Below are 21,247 nucleotides of genomic sequence, written 5' to 3'. Positions count from 1 at the left end.
CCGGTCGCGCCGCCGCCCGAACGTCGTGCGGCCCGCCGCCTGGCGGGCTGGGTCGGGGAACCGCCCGGCTGTTGCCGTCGCCGCCGAGCACGGCGACCGCCCGCACGCGCCGCAGCCGACAGCGCTGCGCCAAGGGCCGCTGCCCTTTGTCGTCGCTGCCCCCACCCCACACCCCGGCGGCACTCCGCCCGGCCGGGGCCCTGAAGTGGGGTACCTGCTCAGCCGCTCGCCCACCCGGACCGCGAGGGGCCCGCCGGACGGCAGGCAGGGCCGGGGAACCGCCCCGCTCACTCCGTCGCTGCCGAACACGGCGACCACCCGCACGCGCCACACCCGACAGCGCTGCGCCAAGGGCCGCCGACCTTCCTCGTCGCCGCCCCCACCCCACACCCCGGCGGCTCACCGCCCGGCCGGGGCCCTGAAGCGGGGTACCAGCCCAGCCGCCCACCCGGACCAGGAGTGGCGTGCCACACGGCGGACGCCGCTGAGGACGCCCGTCTTCCCTTCCCAGGCGTTACTCCTCCTCGGAGGACTCGGGCCCCTCTTCCGGCTGCTCCAGGAAGGGGCGCACCATGGCCGGGGTCACTCCGGCCGCGAAGGAGACCGATTCGGCGAAGTCAGCATCCACGGCCGTATAGCCGCCCGCCCCGGCCCCCACCGTGGCCGTCAGGTGGGCCAGCCCCGCGCGGCGCTGGAAGAGGCTCTGCCGCCACAGCCACCCCACGACCGCCTCGCGCTGCACCACCGCCTGCTTGCGGGCCAGCGATCCTGACCGAACGCTGATACGGCGCTCATCCCGACCGTGCCCCAACGAGCGGTACCGGTCGATCGCCAGGGGCACCCCGAGCAGCGCCAGCAGCAGAAGCGGCGCCGCCGCCCAGTACCAGCCCGCCACGGCCGCCGCTACGGCCCCCAGCAGGGGCAGCGCCAGCGCGCGCACGAACCTGCGCCGCAGGGCTGCACGCGGGTGCCGTTCCAGCCCGCCCTGGTAGCCGTCGAGCGTCTCCTCGACGATCCGACCCACCTGCGCTCTCGGCCCCGCGGGCAGCAGGACCGCGCGGGTGGAGGCATCCCCCAGCCCGGTCATGATGGCCCTCAGCCGCACCACCGAGCGCGTCCGCTCCAGCGGGCTGTCGGCCAGCTCGTACCCCCGGATCCGCCGCCGCTCCAGGGTCACGCTCTGCCGGGTGAACAGCCCCCGCTCGGTGACCAGCGACTCCGCCCCGCCGACCAGCCGGAACCGCCAGTGCCCCACCGTGTAGGCGACGACGGCGAACAGCGGCATCAGCAGGATGAGGAACAGCAGGGCCGCCCCTGCCACCCCCACCAGGACGAGGACGCCGCCCTCGGCGAAGGCCCACTTGTAGAGCACCAGCGCGCGCTCGCTCGCCTCCAGTGCCCCCATCCGCTCCAGCACGTCGCCCAGCCCCTGCGACAGCAGCCCGAAGACCGCCGCCAGCGCGACGAACGGCGTGAGCAGGTAGCCCACGCTGAGCATCCCGTAGGAGTACCAGCGTGTCGGCATGGTGAAGTACACGCGCTCGGGGGCGCCCTCCGCGGCACCGGTGTCGAGGGCTTCAGGGGCCTCCGCGGTGTCACCGGCCCCGGCCCGGCCCTCCTCGGCCCCGTTCTCCCCCGCCTCCCCGGCGGGCCGTGCGCCCCGCAGGACGGCGCGGCGGTGCAGCAGGTCGTCGCGGAGGCGCCCGGCCTCGGCGGCCGACACCGCGTCGAGCTTGCCCTCCTCGTCGCCGCCTCCGCCCGCCGCGGCCTCCACCTTGACGACCGCCAGCCCCAGCACCCGGTGGACCAGGCTCGTGGTGACGTGCACGCCGCGGATCCGCTCCAGCGGGATGGTGCGGCGGGACCGCCCGATCCAGCCCTTGCGGATCTCCAGCCGGTCGGCCCCGACCTGGTAGCGGAACGTGAGCCAGGTGTAGACGCCGGTGGCGACCATGCCGACCAGCGCCGCGAAGAGGCTGCCCAGCACCCAGGGGTTCTGCGTCGCACCGAAGGCGATCAGTGCCAGCGGCACGATGAAGTTCTTCATGTAGGTCACCGGCGCGGCGACCAGCATGCGCGGGCTCAGGCGCCGCCACGGCTCGGCCGGGGGAAGGTCCTCGGCCGCTTCCGTGTCCTCGTCCTCGCCGGTGGCCGGGGCCTCAGGCTCGGCACCGCCGTCGGCACCGGTGTCAGCATCCGTGCCGACACCCGTACCAGCGCCTGCGTCAGCGTCCGGGGCGCCGCCGACGGTCTCTTCGCCGCCGTGGCCCACCCCGGTCGGACGCTCCTGCTCCGGCCCCTTACCGCCGTCGGCACCGGCATCAGCGTCCATGCCGACACCCGTACCAGCGCCCGCGTCAGCGTCCGGGGCGCCGCCGACGGTCCCTTCGCCGCCGTGGCCCGCCCCGGTCGGACGCTCCTGCTCCGGGCCCTTCTCCTCTGGGCCCTCCTCGCCGCGCGCGCTCATGTCGCGTCGTCCCGCAGCTCACCAGCGCGCACCGCGAGGTCCTCGGAGATCTCCCGCGCCTGGTCGGCGTCGAGCCCCTCGATCGTGGACGACCCGGCGTGCGAGGCCGTCTGCACCTCCAGCGTCGCCACCCGGAACATCCGCTCGAACCACCCCTGCGTGTGGTCCACCGTCTGGATGCGGCTGATCGGCACCAGCTGCCACTCCCTGCCGATCCACCCCTTGCGGGTGTAGATGACGTCCTCGGTGACCTCCCACCGGTGCACCCGGAAGCGGAAGCGCGGCACCACCGCCGTCTCGACGACCCCGTACACCGCGTAGACCGCCGGCACCCACCAGGCGTACCGGCTCACCCAGTCCGGGATCCATGACCAGCCGACGGTCATCGCCCCCCAGGCGGCGAACCCCAGGACGGCGGCGGTAACCAGGTGCCCCACCGCCGAACCGAGGGTCCACATGGGGACGGCGCGGGGCGAGACGCGGTGCTGGGGAGGTCGTAGACGGCTGCTCATCACGCGCCGAGTCTACGGGCGGGCGCACACGGCCCAGAAGGCGCAACGTCGGGCAAAGAAGGGGCCATGCCCGAAATGCGCGCGGCACCGGCGGTGTTGTCCTCCGTGTCGGGCCGCGTCGACCGCCTCCGGCCACCTCCGGCGGCTCCCCCGGAGACCTCCGGAGACCTCCGGCCGCCCGTCCGCGCCGCCGACGGGGCCGCCCGTCCCGACCGTCCCGCCCACCCCGGCCATCCGCTCCGGCAGCCCTGAGGCGCGGCTGTCAGCCGACATCTCAGTGCTTTGTCAGTCATCCCGTTCAGACTTGGTCCTGTTACATCCCATTTGGAGGCACAGATGACAGACGCCATCCGCGCGGAGGGCCTCGTGAAGCGGTTCAAGGGGACCACCGCGCTCGACGGGGTCGACCTCGTCGCGCGCGCGGGGGCCGTGCTGGGCGTCCTCGGCCCCAACGGGTCGGGAAAGACGACGACCGTCCGCATCCTGGCGACCCTGCTGACCCCCGACGGCGGCCACGCCACCGTCGGCGGCCACGACGTCGTGCGCGCGCCTCACGAGGTGCGCCGCACCATCGGGCTCACCGGCCAGTACGCCGCCGTCGACCAGGACCTGACGGGCACCCAGAACCTCGTGCTCATCGCCCGGCTGCTGGGCCACTCGCGCGCGGGGGCGCGCGCCCGCGCGGCCGAACTGCTGGCCCGGTTCTCCCTCAGCGACGCCGCGGACCGTCCCGCCAAGACCTACTCCGGCGGCATGCGCCGCCGCCTCGACCTGGCCGCGAGCCTGGTCGGCCGCCCCACCCTGCTGTACCTGGACGAGCCCACCACCGGACTGGACCCGCACAGCCGCAACGAGCTGTGGGACGTGGTGCGCGGCCTGGTCGACGACGGGGTGACCGTGCTGCTGACCACCCAGTACCTGGAGGAGGCCGACCAGCTCGCCGACGACATCGTGGTGCTCGACCACGGCAAGGTCATCAGCCGCGGCACCCCCGACGAGCTCAAGGCCCGCGCCGGGGCCCAGGTGCTGCAGGTGCAGCCGCTGCACGCTGGCGAGCTGGAGCGGGTCGGCGGCATCGTGGAGCAGGTCACCGGCAGCGAGGTGCGCACCGGCGAGCGCACCGCCAGCGCCTCGGTCACCGATCCCTCGGTGATGCCGGAGGTGGTGCGCCGCCTGGACGACGCGGGCATCTCCGTGTCCGAGCTCAACCTGCGCAAGCCCAGCCTCGACGAGGTGTTCCTGGCGTTGACCGGGCGCCCGGCCGAGGACACGACCGGCGGTGCCGACGGCGCCGCCCCTGCCGAGAGGACGCACGCATGAGCACCGCGACGACCGCGGAGCCCAGGGAGCAGGCCGCCGCGGCGCCGCCCGCGCCCCGCCTCACCCCCGCGGTGGCGGTCCGGCACGGGGGCCTACTGGCCTGGCGCAGCCTGCTCAAGATCAAGCGCAACCCCGAGGAGATCCTCGGGCTGACGTTCATGCCGCTGATGTTCGTGGCGCTGTTCGTGTTCGTGTTCGGGCAGGCCATGATGGGCGACTGGCAGGCCTACCGGGACTTCATCATCCCCGGTATCGCCGCCCAGTCGGTCATCTTCGCCACGATCGGCACCGGTGTCGCGCTCAACACCGACATCGAGAAGGGCATCTTCGACCGGTTCCGTTCGCTGCCCATCGCCCGCTCGGCCCCGCTGGTCGGGGCGATCCTGGGCGACCTGGTGCGCTACGGCCTCACGGTGATCGCCGTGCTGGTGGTGGCCGCGCTCATCGGCTACCGCCCGGAGGGCGGCGTGCTCGGCGTCGTGGCGGCGGGCGCGGTGGTGATGCTGTTCGCCTTCGCGCTGTGCTGGCTGTCGGCGTTCATGGGCCTGCTGCTGCGCACCCCGATGGCGGTGAACATCTTCGGGTCGGTGTGGATGTTCCCGCTGACCTTCGGCGCCTCGACGTTCGTCGACCCCGACGACATGCCGTCCTGGATGGGGGCGTTCGCGAAGGTCAACCCGGTCACACACGTCACCGACACGATGCGCGGCCTGATGGAGGGCGGCCCGGTGGCCGTCCCCCTGATGTGGACCCTGGTGTGGGTGGCCGTCCTGATCGGGGTCTTCTTCCCGCTGGCGACCCGCGCCTACAAGCGCCGCGCCTAGCGGCCGCACGGCTCGGACGACGGTGTCCTGCCGAGTGGTGTGACGTTCGCCGGCCTTCGGCCGCCCTCGTCGGGCGGCCGGGGGCCGTCTCGCCGAAGGGCGGGGGGCCGCCCAAGGACGGGCCGGTCCCGTTCCGGGGCCGTCACCGGCGGGCCGACCTGGGCGGGTGGAGATCACACCGCTCCAAGGGACACGACCGCTCGGCACGGCCCGGGCGGCCGGACGGCGTCCCGGCCGAACGGGGCCCCGACTGGACCGCGCCCCGGCCCGGCCGCGCCCCGGCCGGCACAACGGATGCGAGCGGCCTCCCGCCCGTCATGGGCGGGAGGCCGCTCGTCGTCGCACCCCCAAGCGCGCAGGAGGCGACGTGGTCAGTCCCACCCTTCGACGACCCGGCCCACCATCCCGACCGCCTCATCCGGCCCGGCCGACGCCCAGCGCGCGTACTCCTCCTCGTACCGGTCCTGGCCCAGCTCCTTGACCAGGTCCCGCGTCAGCGCACGCAGTGCGCCGTCGGTCGTGAACGGCAGCCCCCGGAGCGCCTCCGCCGCCCCCAGCAGCCCCGCCGCCTCCACGGCGCCGCCGTCCTCCGCCCCCAGGATCAGCGCGGCCGTCTCCCCCACCATCGCCGCCTGCTGCCCCTGCAGCCACTTGTCGAGCAGGGCCCAGGCGCCCGCCGCGGACCTCCGGGCCTCGCCGATGTCCCCCGCCGCCAGGTACGCCCGGGCCAGCACCGCCCTCCACAGCGGTTCCATGTGCAGGCGCGTCACCGAGTTGCTCTGGTCGGCGCCGAAGAGCACCTCCAGCAGCCGGTCGCGCGCCGCCTCCGGGGCGCCGCTGCGCAGCTCGACCTCGGCCCGGTAGAAGGCGAGCGACTGCCGGGTGTCGGGGGTGGCCGACGACGCCTCGGCCTCGTCCAGCAGTGCGGCCGCCCACTCGCCGCGCCCCGCGAGCGCGCCGATCACCGCCCGGTGCCCCAGCAGCGCCGCGAGCTGGTCGGCCAGTCCCAGCTCGCGGGTGGTGCGCTCCGCCTCCTCCATCAGCTCCTCGGCCCGCCCGGTGTCGCCGAAGGACTCCAGCTCGGCCAGCAGGAACAGCACGTGGGTCAGCACCCACCGGTCCCCGCCGCGGCGCACCTCGGCGGTGACCGTCCGGAGCCGGTCCAGCGCCTCGCCCGACCGCCCCGGGAAGGACTGCGTGATCAGCGTGGCCGTGAACGCGCCCAGGTAGGCGCGCCGCCACGCGCCGCCGCGCCGGGCCGCGGCGTCCAGCCGGTCGACCGTGCCCTGCGGGTCCCGCCCCAGCATGGCCAGGAACACCGGGACGAACACCAGGGACAGGTGGTCCTCGCAGCGCTCGCCCACCGCCTCCACGATCCGCTCGATCTCCTCCAGCTCGGCGCGGATCGCCTCCACGATCTCCCCGGCCTCCTCCGGCCCGGAGGCCCGGCGCCCCATGTCCTTCTCGATGGCGTGGGCGAAGCGGCACTCGGCGTAGGCCAGCTCATGGCCGGGCGGGGGCGTGTCCCCCGCCAGCGCCAGGGCCTCCTCGGCCCAGCGCGACAGGTCCGACCAGGCGTCCACCCGCATCCCGTACAGGAAGGCGATGTGGACCATGTCGAGGGCGGCCCCGGCGTCGCCGGAGGCGACGGTGCGGCGCACCGCCGCGGCGTAGTTCTCGTGCTCCTCGCGCAGCCGCGCCAGCCATTCGAGCTGGCCGGGGCCGCGCAGCGGCTCCTCGGCGGCCCGCCACAGCCACCGCATGTGCCGGGCGTGCGCGGCGCGGACCCGGTCGCGCTCGCCGCTCTCGGCCAGCCGCTGCGCCCCGTAGGCGCGCACGGTCTCCAGCATCCGGTAGCGGGGCTGGCCGTGCCCGACCTCGTCCGCGCCGTCCGCCTCCACCAGCGACTTGTCGACCAGGGCGAACAGCACCGACCACACGTCGCGCCCGCCGACGGTGCCGCCCCCGGCGGGGAGCGGGGCCCCGGGGTCCCCCTCCCCCGCCTCCCCCGGCCCCTCGGGCGCACCGGTCGGCGCGGGTGCGAGCGCCGCGTCGGCGCACACCGCCTCCACCGCGTCCAGGGAGGCGCCTCCGGCGAACACCGACAGCCGCCGCAGCAGCGCCTGCTCGGCCCCGTCCAGCAGCTCCCAGCTCCAGTCGACCACCGCCTGCAGCGTCTGGTGGCGGGGGCGCACCTGGCGCGGCCCGGAGGCCAGCAGCCGGAACCGGTCGGTGAGCCGCTCGGCCAGCTGCGGCAGCGGCATCGCCCGCACCCGGGCCGCCGCCAGCTCCAGCGCCAGCGGCATCCCGTCCAGCTCCCGGCAGATCCGCACCACCGGCCCGGCGCTGTCCTCGTCCACGGTGAACGACGGGCGCCAGGCGCGCACCCGGTCGGCGAACAGCCGCACCGAGGCGTACCCGGCCGCCTCCTCGGCGCCGGCCCCCTCCGGCGGCAGCGCCAGCGGCGGCACCGCCTGCAGCCGCTCCCCGGTCACGCCGAGCGGTTCGCGGCTGGTGGCCAGCACCCGCACCCCCGGGCAGACGGCCAGCAGCCGCTCCATGGCGTCGGCGACGTCCGCCACCAGGTGCTCGCAGTTGTCGGCGACCAGCAGCAGCCGCCGACCGGAGAGCACCTCGGCGGCGCGCACCAGCGGGTCGTCGGCCGTCCCGCCCACCTGGAGCGGGGTGACGGCGCGCTCGCGCACCCCCAGCGCGTCCAGCAGCGCCTCGGGCACGGCGGCGCCGTCGCGCAGCGGGGCGAGGTCGATGAACCACACGCCGTCGGGAACCAGTTCGGGGCGTTCGGCGGCCAGGCGGGTTCCGGTCTCCACCGCCAGCCGGGTCTTGCCCGATCCGCCCGGTCCGACCAGCGTGACCAGCCGCTCGCCGGACAGCAGCCCCAGGGCGGCGCCCAGTTCCTCGTCGCGGGCGACGAACGCGGTCAGCGACGCCGGGAGCCGCACGGGCGGCCCCTCGGCGGCGGGCGCGCGCCCGGCCTCCGCACCGGAGCCGGGCCCCGCTCCGTGCGCGCCGCCGTGCGCACCGCCGTCGCCGCCGCCATCGGCGCGGCCGCCGTCCTCCGCGGCCCGCTCCGGCGGCACCGCCTCGGCGGGCGCGGCCCCCTCCAGCTCCCCGCGCAGCAGCCGCAGGTGCAGCTCGGCGATCCGCTCGGAGGGGTCGATGCCCAGCTCCTCGGCCAGGCCGGTGCGCAGGCGCTCGTAGGCCGACAGCGCGTCCACGGTGCGCCCGGAGGCCGCCAGCGCCCGCATCAGCAGCTCCACCGGCCGCTCGCGCAGCGGCTCGCGGGCGGCCAGCGCCTCGATCTCGGGCAGCGCGGCCGCGTGGTCGCCCGCCTCCACCCGCGCCTCCAGGTGCTCGGCCTGGACCGCGCGCAGCTGCTCGGCGAGCCGGACCGCCTCGCCCTCGCCCCCGGCCTCGGCGAACTCGGGCAGCGGGTCGCCCCGCCACAGCTCCAGGGCCCGCCCCAGCAGGTCGGAGGCCTCCGCGGCGGCGCCCCGGGCGCGGGCGCGCCGCCCCCGGCGCACCAGGTCCTCGAACCGCCACAGGTCGATCTGCTCGGGGGCGACCTCCAGGCGGTAGCCGGAGGCGTCGCCGACCACCGGCGCCTGGTCTCCGAGCAGCTTGCGCAGCCGCGACACCAGCGCCTGCAGCGCGTTGCCCGCCCCCGCCGGGGCGTCGGAGCCCCAGATCCCGTCGATCAGGCGCTCGGTGCCCACCGTGCGCCCAGGGGCCAGCAGCAGCATGGCCAGCAGGCGGCGCAGGCGGGTGCCGCCCACCGCGACGGGCCGGCCCGCACCGTCGCGCACCGCCAGAGGACCGAGAATGGAGAACCGCACCGTCATATGATCCCCGATGTGGGCCCCGGCCCCTCAACGCATCGCCCCCTCCGCGTCGGCCGGGCCCGGCCACTCCGCCCGGGCGGGGGCGGGGACACTCCCCCCTTCCGGGTCCGCACCCGCCCGCACGGCAGTAAGGTGCGGTGGGAAGAAGCAGCAAGGCGCGCCGCGCGCGGCACCCGCCCCCGGCCCCGACGACCCATGCGCAGGAGCCCCATGATCTCGGCAGCACGTCACCGTTCCCCCGGCCACGGCCGCGCGGTCCGCTCACGTGCCCCCGGCAGGCGCAGAGCCGCGCTGGCGGCCGGGGCGGCCGCGGCGCTGGCCGCCGCGGGCGGCTGCACCGGGTTCACCCCCGGGAACGGCGAGCTCACCGACGACATCAACGTCAGCAGCACGCTGCTGATGGAGGGGTCGATGCTGCCGGATGCCTTCACCTGCCGGGGGGAGGGCGAGGCGGGCTCGCCGCCGCTGCAGTGGTCCGGGCAGCCCGAGGACATCGGCTCCTTCGCCATCGTCGCCGACGACCCGGGGGCGGCCGAGGTGTTCTGGGTGCTCTTCGACCTGGACCCGGCCACCGTGGAGATCCGCCAGGACGGCGTCCCCCAGCCCGCGCACACCGGGGAGAACAGCTTCGGCGAGACGGACTACACTCCTCCGTGCCCGGAGGAGGACGACCCGCACGAGTACCGGTTCACCGTCTACGCCCTGGACCGGAAGCTGGAGCTGCCCCAGGGGGCGCCGCTCACCGACACCCTGGAGCAGATCTCCGCGCACACGGTGGCCCGGGGGTCGCTGGTGACGGCGGCCGAGTAACCGGGCCCGGACACGGCCCGCCCCGCCGCCGCGGAGCGGACCGCCCGACCGGCGGCCGACCGCCGCGCAGGCGAAAAATTCGGCGGTCACCCGCTGCACTCGCGGCACAACTGGGCATAAAGTGGGGCCGTGTCCCCCCTGCATTTACTGATGACCGAAAACGTTTTCGACTGTGCGAGGCGCCTGCGCCGACCGAGCGCGCGCACGGCGCCCCGTCCCGGGGGCCACCAGTCCGCGCACGTCACCCCCGCCGGTGGCACCTCCGTCCCCGACACGGCCACGGCCCCAAGGGTGGTGCAAGTATGACCGTACTGATCGCCACGATCGTCGCGATCATCGTCGTCCTTCTCGTCCTCGTGCTGATCCTGCTGGGCATGCGGGCTCTCAACCATGGGCGCGAGGACGACTTCGACGACTACGACGACGACTACGGCGACCGCGCGGACGAGGGGGAGGACGCCCCCCGCCCGGCGCGCGGCCGCTCCCGCCGCTCCCGCGCCTCGGCGGACTGGGACGACGACTCCGACATCTCCGGCAGCTCCTTCTGGTCCGACACCGACATGGACGACGGCGCCGACGACGAGCCCGCCCCGCGCGGCCGCTCGCGCGCCGGGCGCCGCGAGGCGCGCCGGGACACGCGCGCCGAGGCCACCGGCCCCATGGACGGCGTCGACGACGAGGACGACGGGTTCGAGGACGGCGCGGAGCCGCGCGGCCGGTCCCGCGGCGGGCGCCGCCGGGGCCGCCGCGAGACCCGCGCCGAGGCCACCGGGCCGATGGCGGGCGTGGAGGACGAGGACGCGCCGGAGGCCTACGGCGCCCCCGCCGCCGAGCCGGAGCCCGAGCCCGCACCGCGGCGCTCCCGCGGCCGCCGCGCCCGCCGCGAGGCCGAGGCACCGCAGCCCGCGGCGCAGCCGGCGGCCATCGAGCCCGCATCCGCAGGGGCGGGGGCCGGGGCCGACGACGGGCTCGCCAAACTCGCCAGCCTCGGCCAGGGCACCGGCCCGGCACCGGCGTCCGACCCCCTCGGCACCGGGTCGGCCGCGGCGCCCGATCCCCTCGGGGCCGGTGCGGCCCCGACGCCGGACCCTCTCGGCACGGGGCCGGCCACGGGCCGTACGACGCACGACCCGCTGGGCACCCCCTCGGCTCCCGCGGCCTTCTCCTCCCCCTCCTCCCCGGCGGTCCCCTCATCCCCGGCCGCCGACGACCCGCTGAGTGGGCCCACCACCGCCGCCTCCCCCACCGTCGGCGGGTTCGGGTCCTCCTTCACCTCCCCTCCCTCACTCCCCTCTCCCTCCGACGACCCGCTGGGCGCGCCGTCCTCCTCCTACGGCTCCGCCGCCCGCACCCCGTCGTCCCCCGCGTCCCCTCTCGGGACTCCGTCCCTCGGGTCGCCGTCGTCCTACGACACCGGCTCCTACAGCACCGGCGCCTACGACACGGGCTCGTTCACCACCGGTTCCCCCTCCCCGGGCGCACCGGCCCCGGGAGCGTCGAACACGGGCGCGTTCACCACCGGGGCGCACGGGCTCATCTCGTACTCCCCCTCCCCCGCCACCCCCTCCTCCGGGTCCCCTTTCGACACCGGCGACTACTCTCGGCCGTCGATGCCCGACTACGAGCGCGGCCCGGGTTCGCCGTACGACACGGGCAACCACTCGCGGCCGGCCGTGCCCTACGGATCGACGGCCCCGGCGCCGTCCCCGGCCCCGTCGGCCTACGACACCGGCTCGCACGCGCGCCCCGGCGGGTCGCCCTACGACACCGGCGACTACAGCCGTGCGGCCGCGCTCGGCGGCGGCTACGGGGCCGCGTCGTCCCCGTACGACACCGGCAGCTACTCGCGGCCCTCCTATGGGGGGTCGGCACCGGTCGGCGAGCCGTTCGGCGCGGGCGACCGCGGGGCCGGGGCCGAGCCCGCCGCTCCGCTGTGGTCGAGCATGGACACCGGGTCACACCGCCGGCCTGAGGCACCGCCGGCCCCGGCCCCCTCGCCCGCCTCCGACTTCGGCGGCGAGTACGGGTCCTCCTACGGCTCCCCCGACCGGTTCGGCGGCGGCGACACCGGCGGGTACGCCTCGCCCGGGGCGCCCTACGGCGCGCCGCCCGAGCAGGCCACCGGGGGGCTGCCGTCGATGGCGCCGCGCACCGGGTTCGAGCCGGGCCACGGGGGCTCCACCTACGGGCAGGCCGCCTCCTACGGAACCGGCTCCTACGACAGCGGGGCCGTCGGCTCCCCCTACGGCGCCGCGGGCCAAGACGGCGTCGGGGCGGCGCCTCCCTACGGGAGAGCGGGGACCCCGCAGCCGCCGACGGGGGCGCAGCCCTCCTACGGGGGCGGCGCCGGCTACGGCGACACGCTGGGCGACTACGGGTACCCGGCGGAGGCCACCGGTGGCTACCCGGCCTACGGCGGCCCGTACCCGGGTGCCGCGGACCCCGGAGACCCCGACGGCCGCCAGTGGCGGCCGGGCGGCTACGGAGGCTACGGCGACCCGCTGCGCTGACACGCGGCCGAGACGGAAGGGCGGCCCCCGCATCCGGGATGCGGGGGCCGCCCCATTGCGGGGCCGCTTCGGACACCGGTCCGGCCGGCCTCCGGATACGCGTAGAATTCGGTCACGGGAGAGTCGGCCAGACGGTCGCGGCGCCCATCGTCGGCGTCGAGGAAAGTCCGGACTCCACAGGGCAGGGTGGTCGGTAACACCGACCCGGGGTGACCCGCGGGACAGTGCCACAGAAAACAGACCGCCACCGCTCGCGGTGGTAAGGGTGAAACGGTGGTGTAAGAGACCACCAGCGGCCGGAGTGATCCGGTCGGCTAGGTAAACCCCACCCGGAGCAAGGTCGAGAAGGGGGCTCCGGCCCCCGCGCGGACGTTCGAGGGCTGCCCGCCCGAGGTCCGCGGGTAGACCGCACCGAGGCCGTCGGCAACGGCGGCCCCAGATGGATGGCCGTCCGCCCCCGTCCACGGGGGCCGACAGAATCCGGCTTACCGGCCGACTCTCCCCTCTTCGCAGCTGCGGCGGGCGGGGCACGGTGTCGGCGGTCGAATCCGGTCGCGTGCGGCATCGCGCTCTCGGCGCCCCGCCGGGTTCCTTGGCCGACAGAGGCCAGGGCGCCCTCCTGGGCGGCGGACCTCTGTTATGAAGCGCGCATGCGCATGGTGTTCTCGTGGCCGCACACCGAACGGGTCCGGAACGGGGCGCGCGTGCCGGTGCGCTCGTGGTTCGTCGTCGTCGGAACCGTCGTCGCCGTGCTCGCGGCCCTTTGGGGAATCCTCTTCCCGCTCACCGACTGGGCGGCCGATGACAGCCTCACCGGGCTCTCCGGAAGGGACCGGGCCGACGTCATCGACGCCACCCGCCGCACCCTGCTCCAGGCGGCCGGAGGGACCGCGGCGCTGACGGCGCTGCTGTTCACCGTCCGGACCTACCTCCTGAACCGGAGGGGGCAGCAGACCCAGAGGTTCAAGGACGCCGTCGAACAGCTCGGCTCCGAGCAGACAGCCGTCCGCATCGGCGGCATCTACTCCCTCGAACACATCATGCGCGAGTCCCCCGAAGATCACCGGACCGTGGTGGAGGTCCTCTCCGCCTTCGTGCGAGAGACGAGCCCGGCCCCCGATACTCCCCAGGAGCCGCGGAAAAGGCTCGGAACCGACGTACAGGCCGCACTGACGGTGCTCGGGAGGCGCCCGCCCCGGGAGGAGACCGCCCCGCTCGACCTGCACGCCACGGATCTGCGCGGCGCCGATCTGACGAACGCCCGCCTGCACCGCGCGAACCTGTCGGCCGCGCTCCTCGGCGGCGCGAACCTTTCGGGTGCCCGGCTGGAGGCCGCGAGGATGCGCGGCGCCGATCTGAACGCCGCACGGCTGCGGAGCGCCCACCTGGAGGGCGCCGATCTCGCGCACGCACGGATGGACGGCGCGGACCTGCTCAACGCCCGCCTGCCGTACGCGAGGCTGTGGGGTGCCAGCCTCCCGGAGGCGGACCTGGGCGGCAGCGACCTTGAGGGGGCGTATCTCAAGGAGGCCCGCCTCGAAGGCGCGAACCTGTACGCCGCGAACCTGAGGCGGGCGACCCTGGCGGGCGCCCGGATCGACCGCGCGGATCTGAGGCGGGCCGACCTGGCCTCGGTCGACGGCCTCCTGGAGGAGCAGGTGGCCTCGGCGGTCGTGGACGGCTGAAGGACCGGGCACACGACCGCCCCCGCCCCTCCCGGTGCGCTACTCGGCCCCGCCCTCCACGAGCTTCTCGACCCCGTCGATGAAGGTGGTGTGGTGCATGCCCGTGTAGACCTCTTCGATCTCGTCGATGGGCGAGTCCCCGATGACGGCGATCGGACAGTCCTCGGACCCCGCCGGGACGTCGCCCGTGGCGACCTCGTCGCCGGTGTGCAGCGAGTAGACCGTGTACTCGTAGGTCTGCTCGTACAGCGGGTACTCGCCCCCGCCGGTGTACTCGCAGGTGTCGAGGCGCTCCTCCCCCTGCGAGGCCGGGCGCAGGCACACCACCAGTTCGACCTCCTCAGGGGTTTCCGGAAGCCACTTGCTGTAGCTCGGGCCGTCCTTGAGCTTGAAGTCGGGAAGCTCGGCGTTGTTGGAGGGGGTGTCGGCGAACACGGCGGCGGGGTGCGGCCCCTCGCCCGCGTACTCGGGCGCGTCCGGATAGCCGGCGACGGACTTCTCCTCGTCGGCCACCGTCAGCTGATCGCTGGGGCCCGGACCGCAGTAGACGTCGAGGTCCTCCATCTCCTCCGGGCTGGGCGTGAGGAGGGTCGATGAAGGCGACGGGGACGGCGACGGCGGGGCGTCCCCTGCGGTCTGCCCGGCGCCGCCGGTGCAGCCTCCGAGAGCGATGACCAGGACCACGGGGGCGACGCGCGCCGCGGTCCGGATCCGCCGGGTATTCCAGGGGAGCGTCGGCTGGGGGATGGACACAGAGGCGATCCTTTCCGGGATGTCTGCGCCCACCCTTGCACAAGGCGCCGCATCGGGCCTTATGGGACGTCCCGGCCTGAGAACGGGTCGGTCGGCGGGACGGCCACCGGGTGCGCCGTGGCGTGCGACGGGGACCGGAATCCCTTGTCGGGGCGGGCTTCCCGGGCCCCGGCCAGATAGATTGGTGCGGTGGGCCGCTCCGGCGACGGCGGCGCGGCCGCGCGGAATCGGGACCCCTCCGGGAGAGATCGGGTAGAGCGCACATGGACATGAACGTGGTCTGGGGGGTGCTGTTCGGGCTGCCGATCCTGGCGATCATCGTGATCATCGGGTTCGCCCGCTACCAGGCCTCAGAAGTGCAGCAGGACGGCCGGGACGACCGGCCCGAGGAGGAGTGAGGCCGGGCACCCCGACCACCGCCCGGCCCGGTGGCGCACACCGCCGTCGGCGGGCGGCCGGGTGCGGCGCCGGAGCCGGCGGCGCCCTTCCCGGTCCGTGCTCCCGGCGGAGCGCCCTCCGCCGGTCCCGCTCACGGCCGGGCCGGGCGGCGCGGGCACCGGGCGGCGCGGGCACCGGCCGGTTCAGGCACCGGCGCCCGGCGGCGCGTCGAGCACCGTGGGCACGTATTCGAGCAGCTGGAGCCGCCCGTCGAAGGTGCGGCTCTCCACCAGGTCGAGGGTGACGTCGGGGTAGGCGTCGAAGATCCGGTCCCGTCCGGTCGCGCCGGTGATGACCGGGAAGATGACCACGCGGAAGCGGTCCACCAGCCCGGCACGGAGCAGCGACCGGCACAGGCTGATACTGCCGATGGTGCGCAGCGGCCGCGTTTCGGTCCGCTTCATCTCCTTCACGGCCTCGACCGCGTCCCCGGAGACCAGCTCGGAGTTCTTCCACGACAGCGGCGCCTCCAGGGAGGAGGAGAACACGGCCTTGGGCAGCCCGGTGAGCTGGGCGAAGCCGGGGTCGTCCGGCGCCTGGGCGGCGAACCCCGACATCAGCCGGTAGGTCGTCGCCCCCATGAGGGCGACGTGCTCCTGTCCGGCCTCGTCCTCGATCTGCGCGAGGTACTCGGGGCCCTCCATGCCCCAGAAGCCGGGCCAGCCCTCCGCGGCCCCGTAGCCGTCGAGGGAGATGATGAAGTCGACCATCAGGGTCGCCATGGTTCTTCCTTCCGTTCGGGGGCGCCTGCTTCCGTCCGGGGGCGCCTGGACCCCGTTCCGGCGCATCGGTCGATGGCCTCAGCATTTCGACTTCCCGCAGCGCGGAGACTCATCGGCCCCGAGCCGCCGATACGGCATCCGGGGGCAGCGGCGCCCCCGGCCGACCCGGCCGTCGGCCGACGGCGATCGGCCCGCCCCGGTACGAGGGGGCCGACCTCGCGGCATGTGGGCCCCATGGTCCCGGTGCCGGTGCCGGTCGGCACCGGGACCAGCGGGCCCTTCTTCAACGCGGTCCCTGCCGGAGCACCGCCCCTATGCGTGCTCCCGCTCCGGGGGCGGACCCTGCGGCCCCTGCGCCCCGTCCACGGCTCCCGCACCGTCCACGGCTCCTGCTTCACCGACAGGGCCGAGCGGGCCGCGCGGGCCGGGGATCCTGCCTCCGGCACTCCCGTCCGCGATCGGAACGAACACCCCCTGCCGCGGGTCCAGCACCCGCACCTGGGCGGTGTCCAGGTCGTAGAACATCCCGGTCAGCTCCAGCAGCCCCTGCTCGCTGCGGCGCCGCACCGCCGGGTAGGAGAGCAGGTGTTCCAGCTGCTGCTCGACGTTGGCCTGGGCCAGCGCCCGCAGCGCCTCCGCCCCGGGAGCCGCCTCCAGCGCCTCGCGCGGCGTGCGCTCCAGCGACGCGCGCCCATGGCCGAGCCACCGCCGCAGCCGGTCGGCGCGCACCGCCGCCGGGGCCTCGTGCACGCCGTCCATCAGCGCCTTCATCGCCCCGCAGTGCGAGTGCCCGCACACCACGATCGACGGCACCTCCAGCACCTCCACCGCGTACTCCACGGCCGCGCCCACCGACGCGTCGTCCGCCCCGTCGTGCGGCGGCACCAGGTTGCCGATGTTGCGTACGGTGAAGAGGTCGCCCGGGCCGCTGGCGGTGATGAGGTTGGGCACCACGCGCGAGTCGGCGCAGGTGATGAAGAGCGCCGTGGGGCGCTGCCGGTGCGCCAGGCGGCCCATCATCGCGCGCATCCGCCCGGCGGTGCTGGAGTGGTACTCCTGTGCCCCGGCCACCAGCAGCCCGGTCGGCGGGGCCGAGCTGTCGTAGCCGTCGCGCATCCCCCACGGCGCCCACCAGCGCGCGAGACCGCCCGGCGCCGTCTTGCCCACCGGCGGGGCCTGCATGCTGCTGCGCTCGTACCAGTTCTCGTGCACCTCGTCGATGTCGACGCTGCCGCCGGTGCGCTCGTGGTCCACACGCCAGGCGTGGATGGACTCGAAGGCCGCGTGGTCCATGAAGTCCACGTGCAGGTCCAGGTCGACGTGGCAGCCGGTGGGCAGGGTGCGCAGCATGCGGGCCACCCGCGGAACCCCCAGGAAGGTGAGCGACCCCTGCACCACCACGTGCCAGCGGCCGTCGCGCTCCTCGGTGAGCACGGTCAGGCGGGTCAGCCGCCGCAGCGAGACCGCCAGCGCCAGGGCGAAGCCGATCAGGACGCCCTCCAGCAGGCCCAGCAGCACCACCGCGGCCAGGGTCACCAGGTAGACACTGGCCTCGTGGTGGCGGCGCAGGTCGGCCACGTGCCTGGGATGGACCATCTGCGCGCCGATCATCACCAGCAGGGCGGCCAGCGCCGCCATCGGGATGAGCTCCACCGCCGGGGCGAACAGCAGCACGAACACCACCACCCACACGCCGTGCAGGGCGGCCGCCGCCGGGGTGCGGGCCCCGGCGCGGGCGTTGGCGGTGCTGCGCACGATCGCCCCGGAGACGGGCAGGCCGCCCAGGGCCCCGCTGGCCGCGTTCGCGGCGCCCTGGCCGACCAGTTCGCGGTCGAGCCGGATGCGGGGGCCGTCGTGCAGGCGGTCGGCGGCCAGGCCGGACAGCAGCGACTCGACGCTGGCCACCAGGGACACGGTGACCACGCCGATGGCGACGCCGTGCACGTCGGCGCGGTCGGGCAGGACCGGGCCGGTCCACCCCTCCCCCATGGACGCCAGCAGCGAGACCCGCTCCACGTCCAGCCCGGTCGCCACCGCCGCGGCGGTGGCCGCGGCCACCGCGACCAGCGCGGCGGGGACGGCACGCAGGGCGCGTGGGCCGGGCAGGCGCGGCCACAGCAGGAGCAGGGCGATGGTGAGCGCGCCCACGGCGACGGCGGGCAGGTGGGCCCCGGCCAGGGCGGAGGGCAGCTCCCGGATGGCGGCCACGGCCGAGCTGGGCGGGTCGCCGCCCAGGACCACGTGGAGCTGGGCCAGGGCGATCGTGACGCCGACCCCGGCGAGCATGCCGTGGATGACGGCGGGCGAGACCGCCAGGGCGGCGCGGGCGATGCGCACGGCGCCCAGCAGCGCCTGCAGGAGCCCGGCCAGCAGGGTGATCAGGCACATCACCTCCCAGCCGTAGCGCATCACCAGGTCGGCGATGATGACGGTCTGGGCGGCGGAGGGGCCGGTGACCTGGATGCGGGAGCCGCCGAGGAGCCCGGCGACGATGCCGCCGACCGCGGCGGCGATGATCCCGGCCATCAGCGGCGCCCCGGAGGCGGCCGCGATGCCGAGGGAGAGCGGGACGGCGACGAGGAAGACCACGAGCGAGGCGCTGACGTCGCCGACGGGGTTGGAGAGTAAGGGCAGCGAGCGGAGGCGGGCGGCGAGGCCCGGGTGTCCTGGATGGCCGGCGTGTGCTCCCGGGGCGTCGTGACGCATGTGTCCCCCTCGATCGGGTGTGACGAACTGGCGCTCTGGGGACAGCGGCCCTCCGGTGGATGAGGACGCGGGGGTGCGCCGCGCCGCGCAAGGGCGGCACGCCGGACGGCCACTCACCGGACGCTGTCAATCACTCAATGTAATCAACCGCGGATGGGAAAGTGTGGCCGTGAGCGTGATCTTGATAACCATTTTTCACGTCGACGGGGGCCCCGTCTGCTGTTTCGTCCGCAATCGCCCGCCTTCGCCCCCGTTTCTGCAGTCCACCGAGCGCGCCCAGTCCCACGGGCGGGACAGGGCGCGCTTATCGAACCGGGGCACCCGCCGGGGCGGGGTCAGTCGGCGGCCGCGGCCGTGCGGGAGCGCGCCGTGAGGAACGCCAGGGTGGCCATCACCAGCAGCACGGGCACCGTCAGGGCCATCACCGGCAGCCGTTCGTAGAAGGCGAGCCCGGCGGCGCCGATCGCGATGAGGACGGCGGCGGCGACCAGACGGGAGCGGGCGACCCTGCTGAAGCGGGACCGCAGGAACAGCAGGTTGCCCGCCAGGTAGACCAGCGGCCCCCCGACCACCACCAGAACGAGCGCGGGGTCGAGCTCGTGGTGGGAGATCCGCAGTTCGATGGAGACGGCGACCAGGATCGCCCCGAACACCATCAGCGCGTGCGCATAGGCGAACGCGAAGCGCAGCGCCCCCGTACCGCCCTGGCCGCCGGTGACGTCGTGCCCGGCCAGCGCGAAATAGTTCCACCACAGGACGGTCAGCCCGATGAACCCGGTCAGCAGGCTCAGCAGGACGCCGGCGTCGGCGACCCCCTCGTCGGCCAGGGCACCGCCCATGAGCAGGATGGACTCGCCCAAGGCGATGATGAAGACCAGCCGGTTGCGCTCGGCCAGGTGCTCGGGGTCGGTCTGCCAGCGGTCCATCGGGGCGCTCACCAGGCCGGGGATGGTGAAGTTCACCAGCGGCGCGGCGTAGTCGATGGCCACCGCCAGCAGCCACACCCACAGCCGCTCCTCGGGCGGCAGCACGGCGCCGACGATCCACACCACCCCGGCCAGCGCGGACCAGCTCACCAGGGCCCGGTAGTTCGCGGCCAGCCGCTGCCCCTTGAATCCGACGATCATGAAGAGCGGGCGGACGATCCCCATGAAGACGAAGCACCCGGCGAACAGCAGCCCCGAGTCGGCGAACGCGTAGGGGATGGCCACGGCCATCCCCAGGGAGGCGAGCATGAGCACGGCGTTGAGCAGCTGGACCCGGGTGTTGTTCGGGTTCAGCCAGTTCATCGCCCAGGCGGTGTAGTTCCACCCCCACCAGATGGCGGCGAACACGATCGCGGTCTCGGCGAAGCCCCTCCAGGTGAGGTGCTCGATGAGCAGGTGCGATATCTGGATGATGGCGAAGACGTAGACCAGGTCGAAGTAGAGCTCGACCGGCCCGACCTCGGAGCGGCGGTCCGCGCGGCGCCCGATGCCGCGCCACGGCGGGGGCGTGATGTCAGTGGTCATGGGCTCATGGTGGAACGCCCCGGGTGGCCGGGACACCATTCCCGGGGCGTGTCGGCCGCCCGGACGCCGCCGGAGGTCAGGGGGTCATGGCTTCGGCACCAGGCGCGCCGACGGGTCGAGGCACCACTCCAGGACCGACGGCCAGGGGCCGTACCCGTCCGGGACGGCGATGTGCCCGGCGCCCGGCAGCAGGTCGACGTCGCAGCCCAACGGCTTGCCGTAGGCGTCCGCCGCGCCCTCCGGGCAGTAGGGGTCGGCGTCGGAGCAGGCCAGCCTGGGGGTGGAGGCCGCGAGGGTGAGCGCGCCCAGGTCCAGCCCCTCCGGGGTGAACCCGGCGACGACGTCCCAGTCGAACACCGACGGCCCGGGAGGGGCGACCAGCAGCACCCGGTCGGCCGGGGGCTCGTCGCGCCCGGCGGCCACGTGCAGCCACGCCGCACAGGCCAGGCTGTGGCAGATGACCACCCGCTCGCCGCGCGCCATCGCCAGCTCGGCCTCGACCGCCTCGGTCCACGCCTGGAGCGTGGGCCGGTCCGGGTCGGGAAGCTGGGGGTAGAAGACCTGCTCCCCGCGCTCGCGGAGGCGCAGCGCGAGGTCGTGCTGCCAGTGGTCGGCGGGACGCCGGTTCTCCACACCGTGGAGGATCAGGAAGCTTCGATTCCACATGAACGGCAGCATGCCGGACATCTCTCCCCGGGGCGCTAACGATTCGGCCCCATCACCATCCGGAGGACCGACGTGACACCCCGCCACTCCGGCCACTCCCCTTGATGGGGACGGGGTCTGCGGGACGATCGGCCGACAGGCCGACGGGACCAGAGGCGACGATCAGCGACGGCGACAGCGGGGCGATCCCCCGACCCTGCCTGCCGGGCGGCGGGCCGCACACGGTCCGGGCGGGCGGCTGGGCAGGTACCCCACTTCAGCGCCCTGGCCGGGCGGTGAGCCGTTGCGGTGTGGGGTGGGGGCAGCGACGAGGAAGGTCGGCGGCCCTTGGCGCAGCGCTGTCGGGTGTCGGGCGTGCGGGCGGTCGCCGTGCTCGGCAGCAACGGCAACAGCCGGGCGGTTCCCCGGCCCTGCCTGCCGTCCGGCGGGCCGCACGACGTTCGGGCGGCGGCGCGACCGT

14 protein-coding genes and 1 other RNA gene are annotated in these 21,247 nt (G+C 75.1%); 7 read left to right on the top strand and 8 right to left on the bottom strand.

Annotated elements, in window-relative coordinates:
• Window positions 1-514 precede the first annotated feature (514 nt).
• Window positions 515-2,332, bottom strand: coding sequence for a PH domain-containing protein (locus O4J56_RS27365; protein ID WP_408639182.1), 1,818 nt, complete (start codon window positions 2,330-2,332; stop codon window positions 515-517).
• Window positions 2,333-2,463: 131 nt separating this feature from the next.
• Complete coding sequence (locus O4J56_RS27360; protein WP_270689787.1) at window positions 2,464-2,979, bottom strand: PH domain-containing protein; 516 nt, start codon at window positions 2,977-2,979, stop codon at window positions 2,464-2,466.
• A 336-nt stretch (window positions 2,980-3,315) separates the two neighbouring features.
• Here O4J56_RS27360 and O4J56_RS27355 point away from each other — a divergent pair, with 336 nt between their 5' ends.
• Both O4J56_RS27355 and O4J56_RS27350 read left to right on the top strand, forming a co-directional pair.
• Window positions 3,316-4,299, top strand: a complete 984-nt coding sequence (locus O4J56_RS27355) for an ATP-binding cassette domain-containing protein (protein WP_270689786.1) — start codon at window positions 3,316-3,318, stop codon at window positions 4,297-4,299.
• Entirely contained in the window at window positions 4,296-5,123 is an 828-nt protein-coding gene (locus tag O4J56_RS27350; protein WP_270689784.1) for an ABC transporter permease, read from the top strand. The genes O4J56_RS27355 and O4J56_RS27350 overlap by 4 nt, the downstream gene beginning before the upstream one ends.
• A gap of 371 nt (window positions 5,124-5,494) precedes the next feature.
• Here the strand turns inward: O4J56_RS27350 and O4J56_RS27345 are convergent, their stop codons facing one another.
• The gene (locus O4J56_RS27345) at window positions 5,495-8,986 is read right to left on the bottom strand and encodes an AfsR/SARP family transcriptional regulator (RefSeq protein ID WP_270689782.1); all 3,492 of its coding nucleotides are present in this window, start codon (window positions 8,984-8,986) and stop codon (window positions 5,495-5,497) included.
• Between the two features lie 210 nt (window positions 8,987-9,196).
• Here O4J56_RS27345 and O4J56_RS27340 point away from each other — a divergent pair, with 210 nt between their 5' ends.
• The 4 genes from O4J56_RS27340 (at window position 9,197) to O4J56_RS27325 (ending at window position 13,991) form a co-directional block, all read left to right on the top strand.
• The gene (locus O4J56_RS27340) at window positions 9,197-9,796 is read left to right on the top strand and encodes a YbhB/YbcL family Raf kinase inhibitor-like protein (protein WP_270689781.1); all 600 of its coding nucleotides are present in this window, start codon (window positions 9,197-9,199) and stop codon (window positions 9,794-9,796) included.
• A 302-nt stretch (window positions 9,797-10,098) separates the two neighbouring features.
• Window positions 10,099-12,306 carry a hypothetical protein gene (locus O4J56_RS27335; RefSeq protein WP_270689780.1) on the top strand — a complete coding sequence of 736 codons (2,208 nt, stop codon included), beginning with the start codon at window positions 10,099-10,101 and terminating at the stop codon, window positions 12,304-12,306.
• A gap of 119 nt (window positions 12,307-12,425) precedes the next feature.
• Window positions 12,426-12,810, top strand: an RNA gene (gene rnpB, locus O4J56_RS27330) — RNase P RNA component class A.
• A gap of 146 nt (window positions 12,811-12,956) precedes the next feature.
• Window positions 12,957-13,991 carry a pentapeptide repeat-containing protein gene (locus O4J56_RS27325; protein ID WP_270689779.1) on the top strand — a complete coding sequence of 345 codons (1,035 nt, stop codon included), beginning with the start codon at window positions 12,957-12,959 and terminating at the stop codon, window positions 13,989-13,991.
• Between the two features lie 39 nt (window positions 13,992-14,030).
• On the opposite strand, the gene O4J56_RS27320 is transcribed toward O4J56_RS27325, so the two are convergent.
• Complete coding sequence (locus O4J56_RS27320) at window positions 14,031-14,744, bottom strand: hypothetical protein (RefSeq protein WP_270689777.1); 714 nt, start codon at window positions 14,742-14,744, stop codon at window positions 14,031-14,033.
• Window positions 14,745-15,007: 263 nt separating this feature from the next.
• Between O4J56_RS27320 and O4J56_RS27315 the strand changes: the two genes are divergently transcribed.
• The gene (locus tag O4J56_RS27315) at window positions 15,008-15,142 is read left to right on the top strand and encodes a hypothetical protein (RefSeq protein WP_270680062.1); all 135 of its coding nucleotides are present in this window, start codon (window positions 15,008-15,010) and stop codon (window positions 15,140-15,142) included.
• A 183-nt stretch (window positions 15,143-15,325) separates the two neighbouring features.
• Here O4J56_RS27315 and O4J56_RS27310 read toward each other — a convergent pair whose 3' ends face one another.
• From O4J56_RS27310 to O4J56_RS27295, 4 genes are all read right to left on the bottom strand, one after another.
• The gene (locus O4J56_RS27310) at window positions 15,326-15,904 is read right to left on the bottom strand and encodes a dihydrofolate reductase family protein (protein ID WP_270689776.1); all 579 of its coding nucleotides are present in this window, start codon (window positions 15,902-15,904) and stop codon (window positions 15,326-15,328) included.
• Window positions 15,905-16,216: 312 nt separating this feature from the next.
• Complete coding sequence (locus O4J56_RS27305) at window positions 16,217-18,610, bottom strand: SulP family inorganic anion transporter (protein ID WP_270689775.1); 2,394 nt, start codon at window positions 18,608-18,610, stop codon at window positions 16,217-16,219.
• 335 nt (window positions 18,611-18,945) lie between these two features.
• Window positions 18,946-20,121 carry a low temperature requirement protein A gene (locus tag O4J56_RS27300; protein ID WP_270689773.1) on the bottom strand — a complete coding sequence of 392 codons (1,176 nt, stop codon included), beginning with the start codon at window positions 20,119-20,121 and terminating at the stop codon, window positions 18,946-18,948.
• Window positions 20,122-20,205: 84 nt separating this feature from the next.
• The gene (locus tag O4J56_RS27295) at window positions 20,206-20,787 is read right to left on the bottom strand and encodes an RBBP9/YdeN family alpha/beta hydrolase (RefSeq protein ID WP_270689772.1); all 582 of its coding nucleotides are present in this window, start codon (window positions 20,785-20,787) and stop codon (window positions 20,206-20,208) included.
• Window positions 20,788-21,247: the final 460 nt, after the last annotated feature.

It is taken from the genome of Nocardiopsis endophytica (genome assembly GCF_027706725.1).
Taxonomy (GTDB): domain Bacteria; phylum Actinomycetota; class Actinomycetes; order Streptosporangiales; family Streptosporangiaceae; genus Nocardiopsis_A; species Nocardiopsis_A endophytica.
This window is presented reverse-complemented; position numbering and strand designations above follow the sequence as displayed.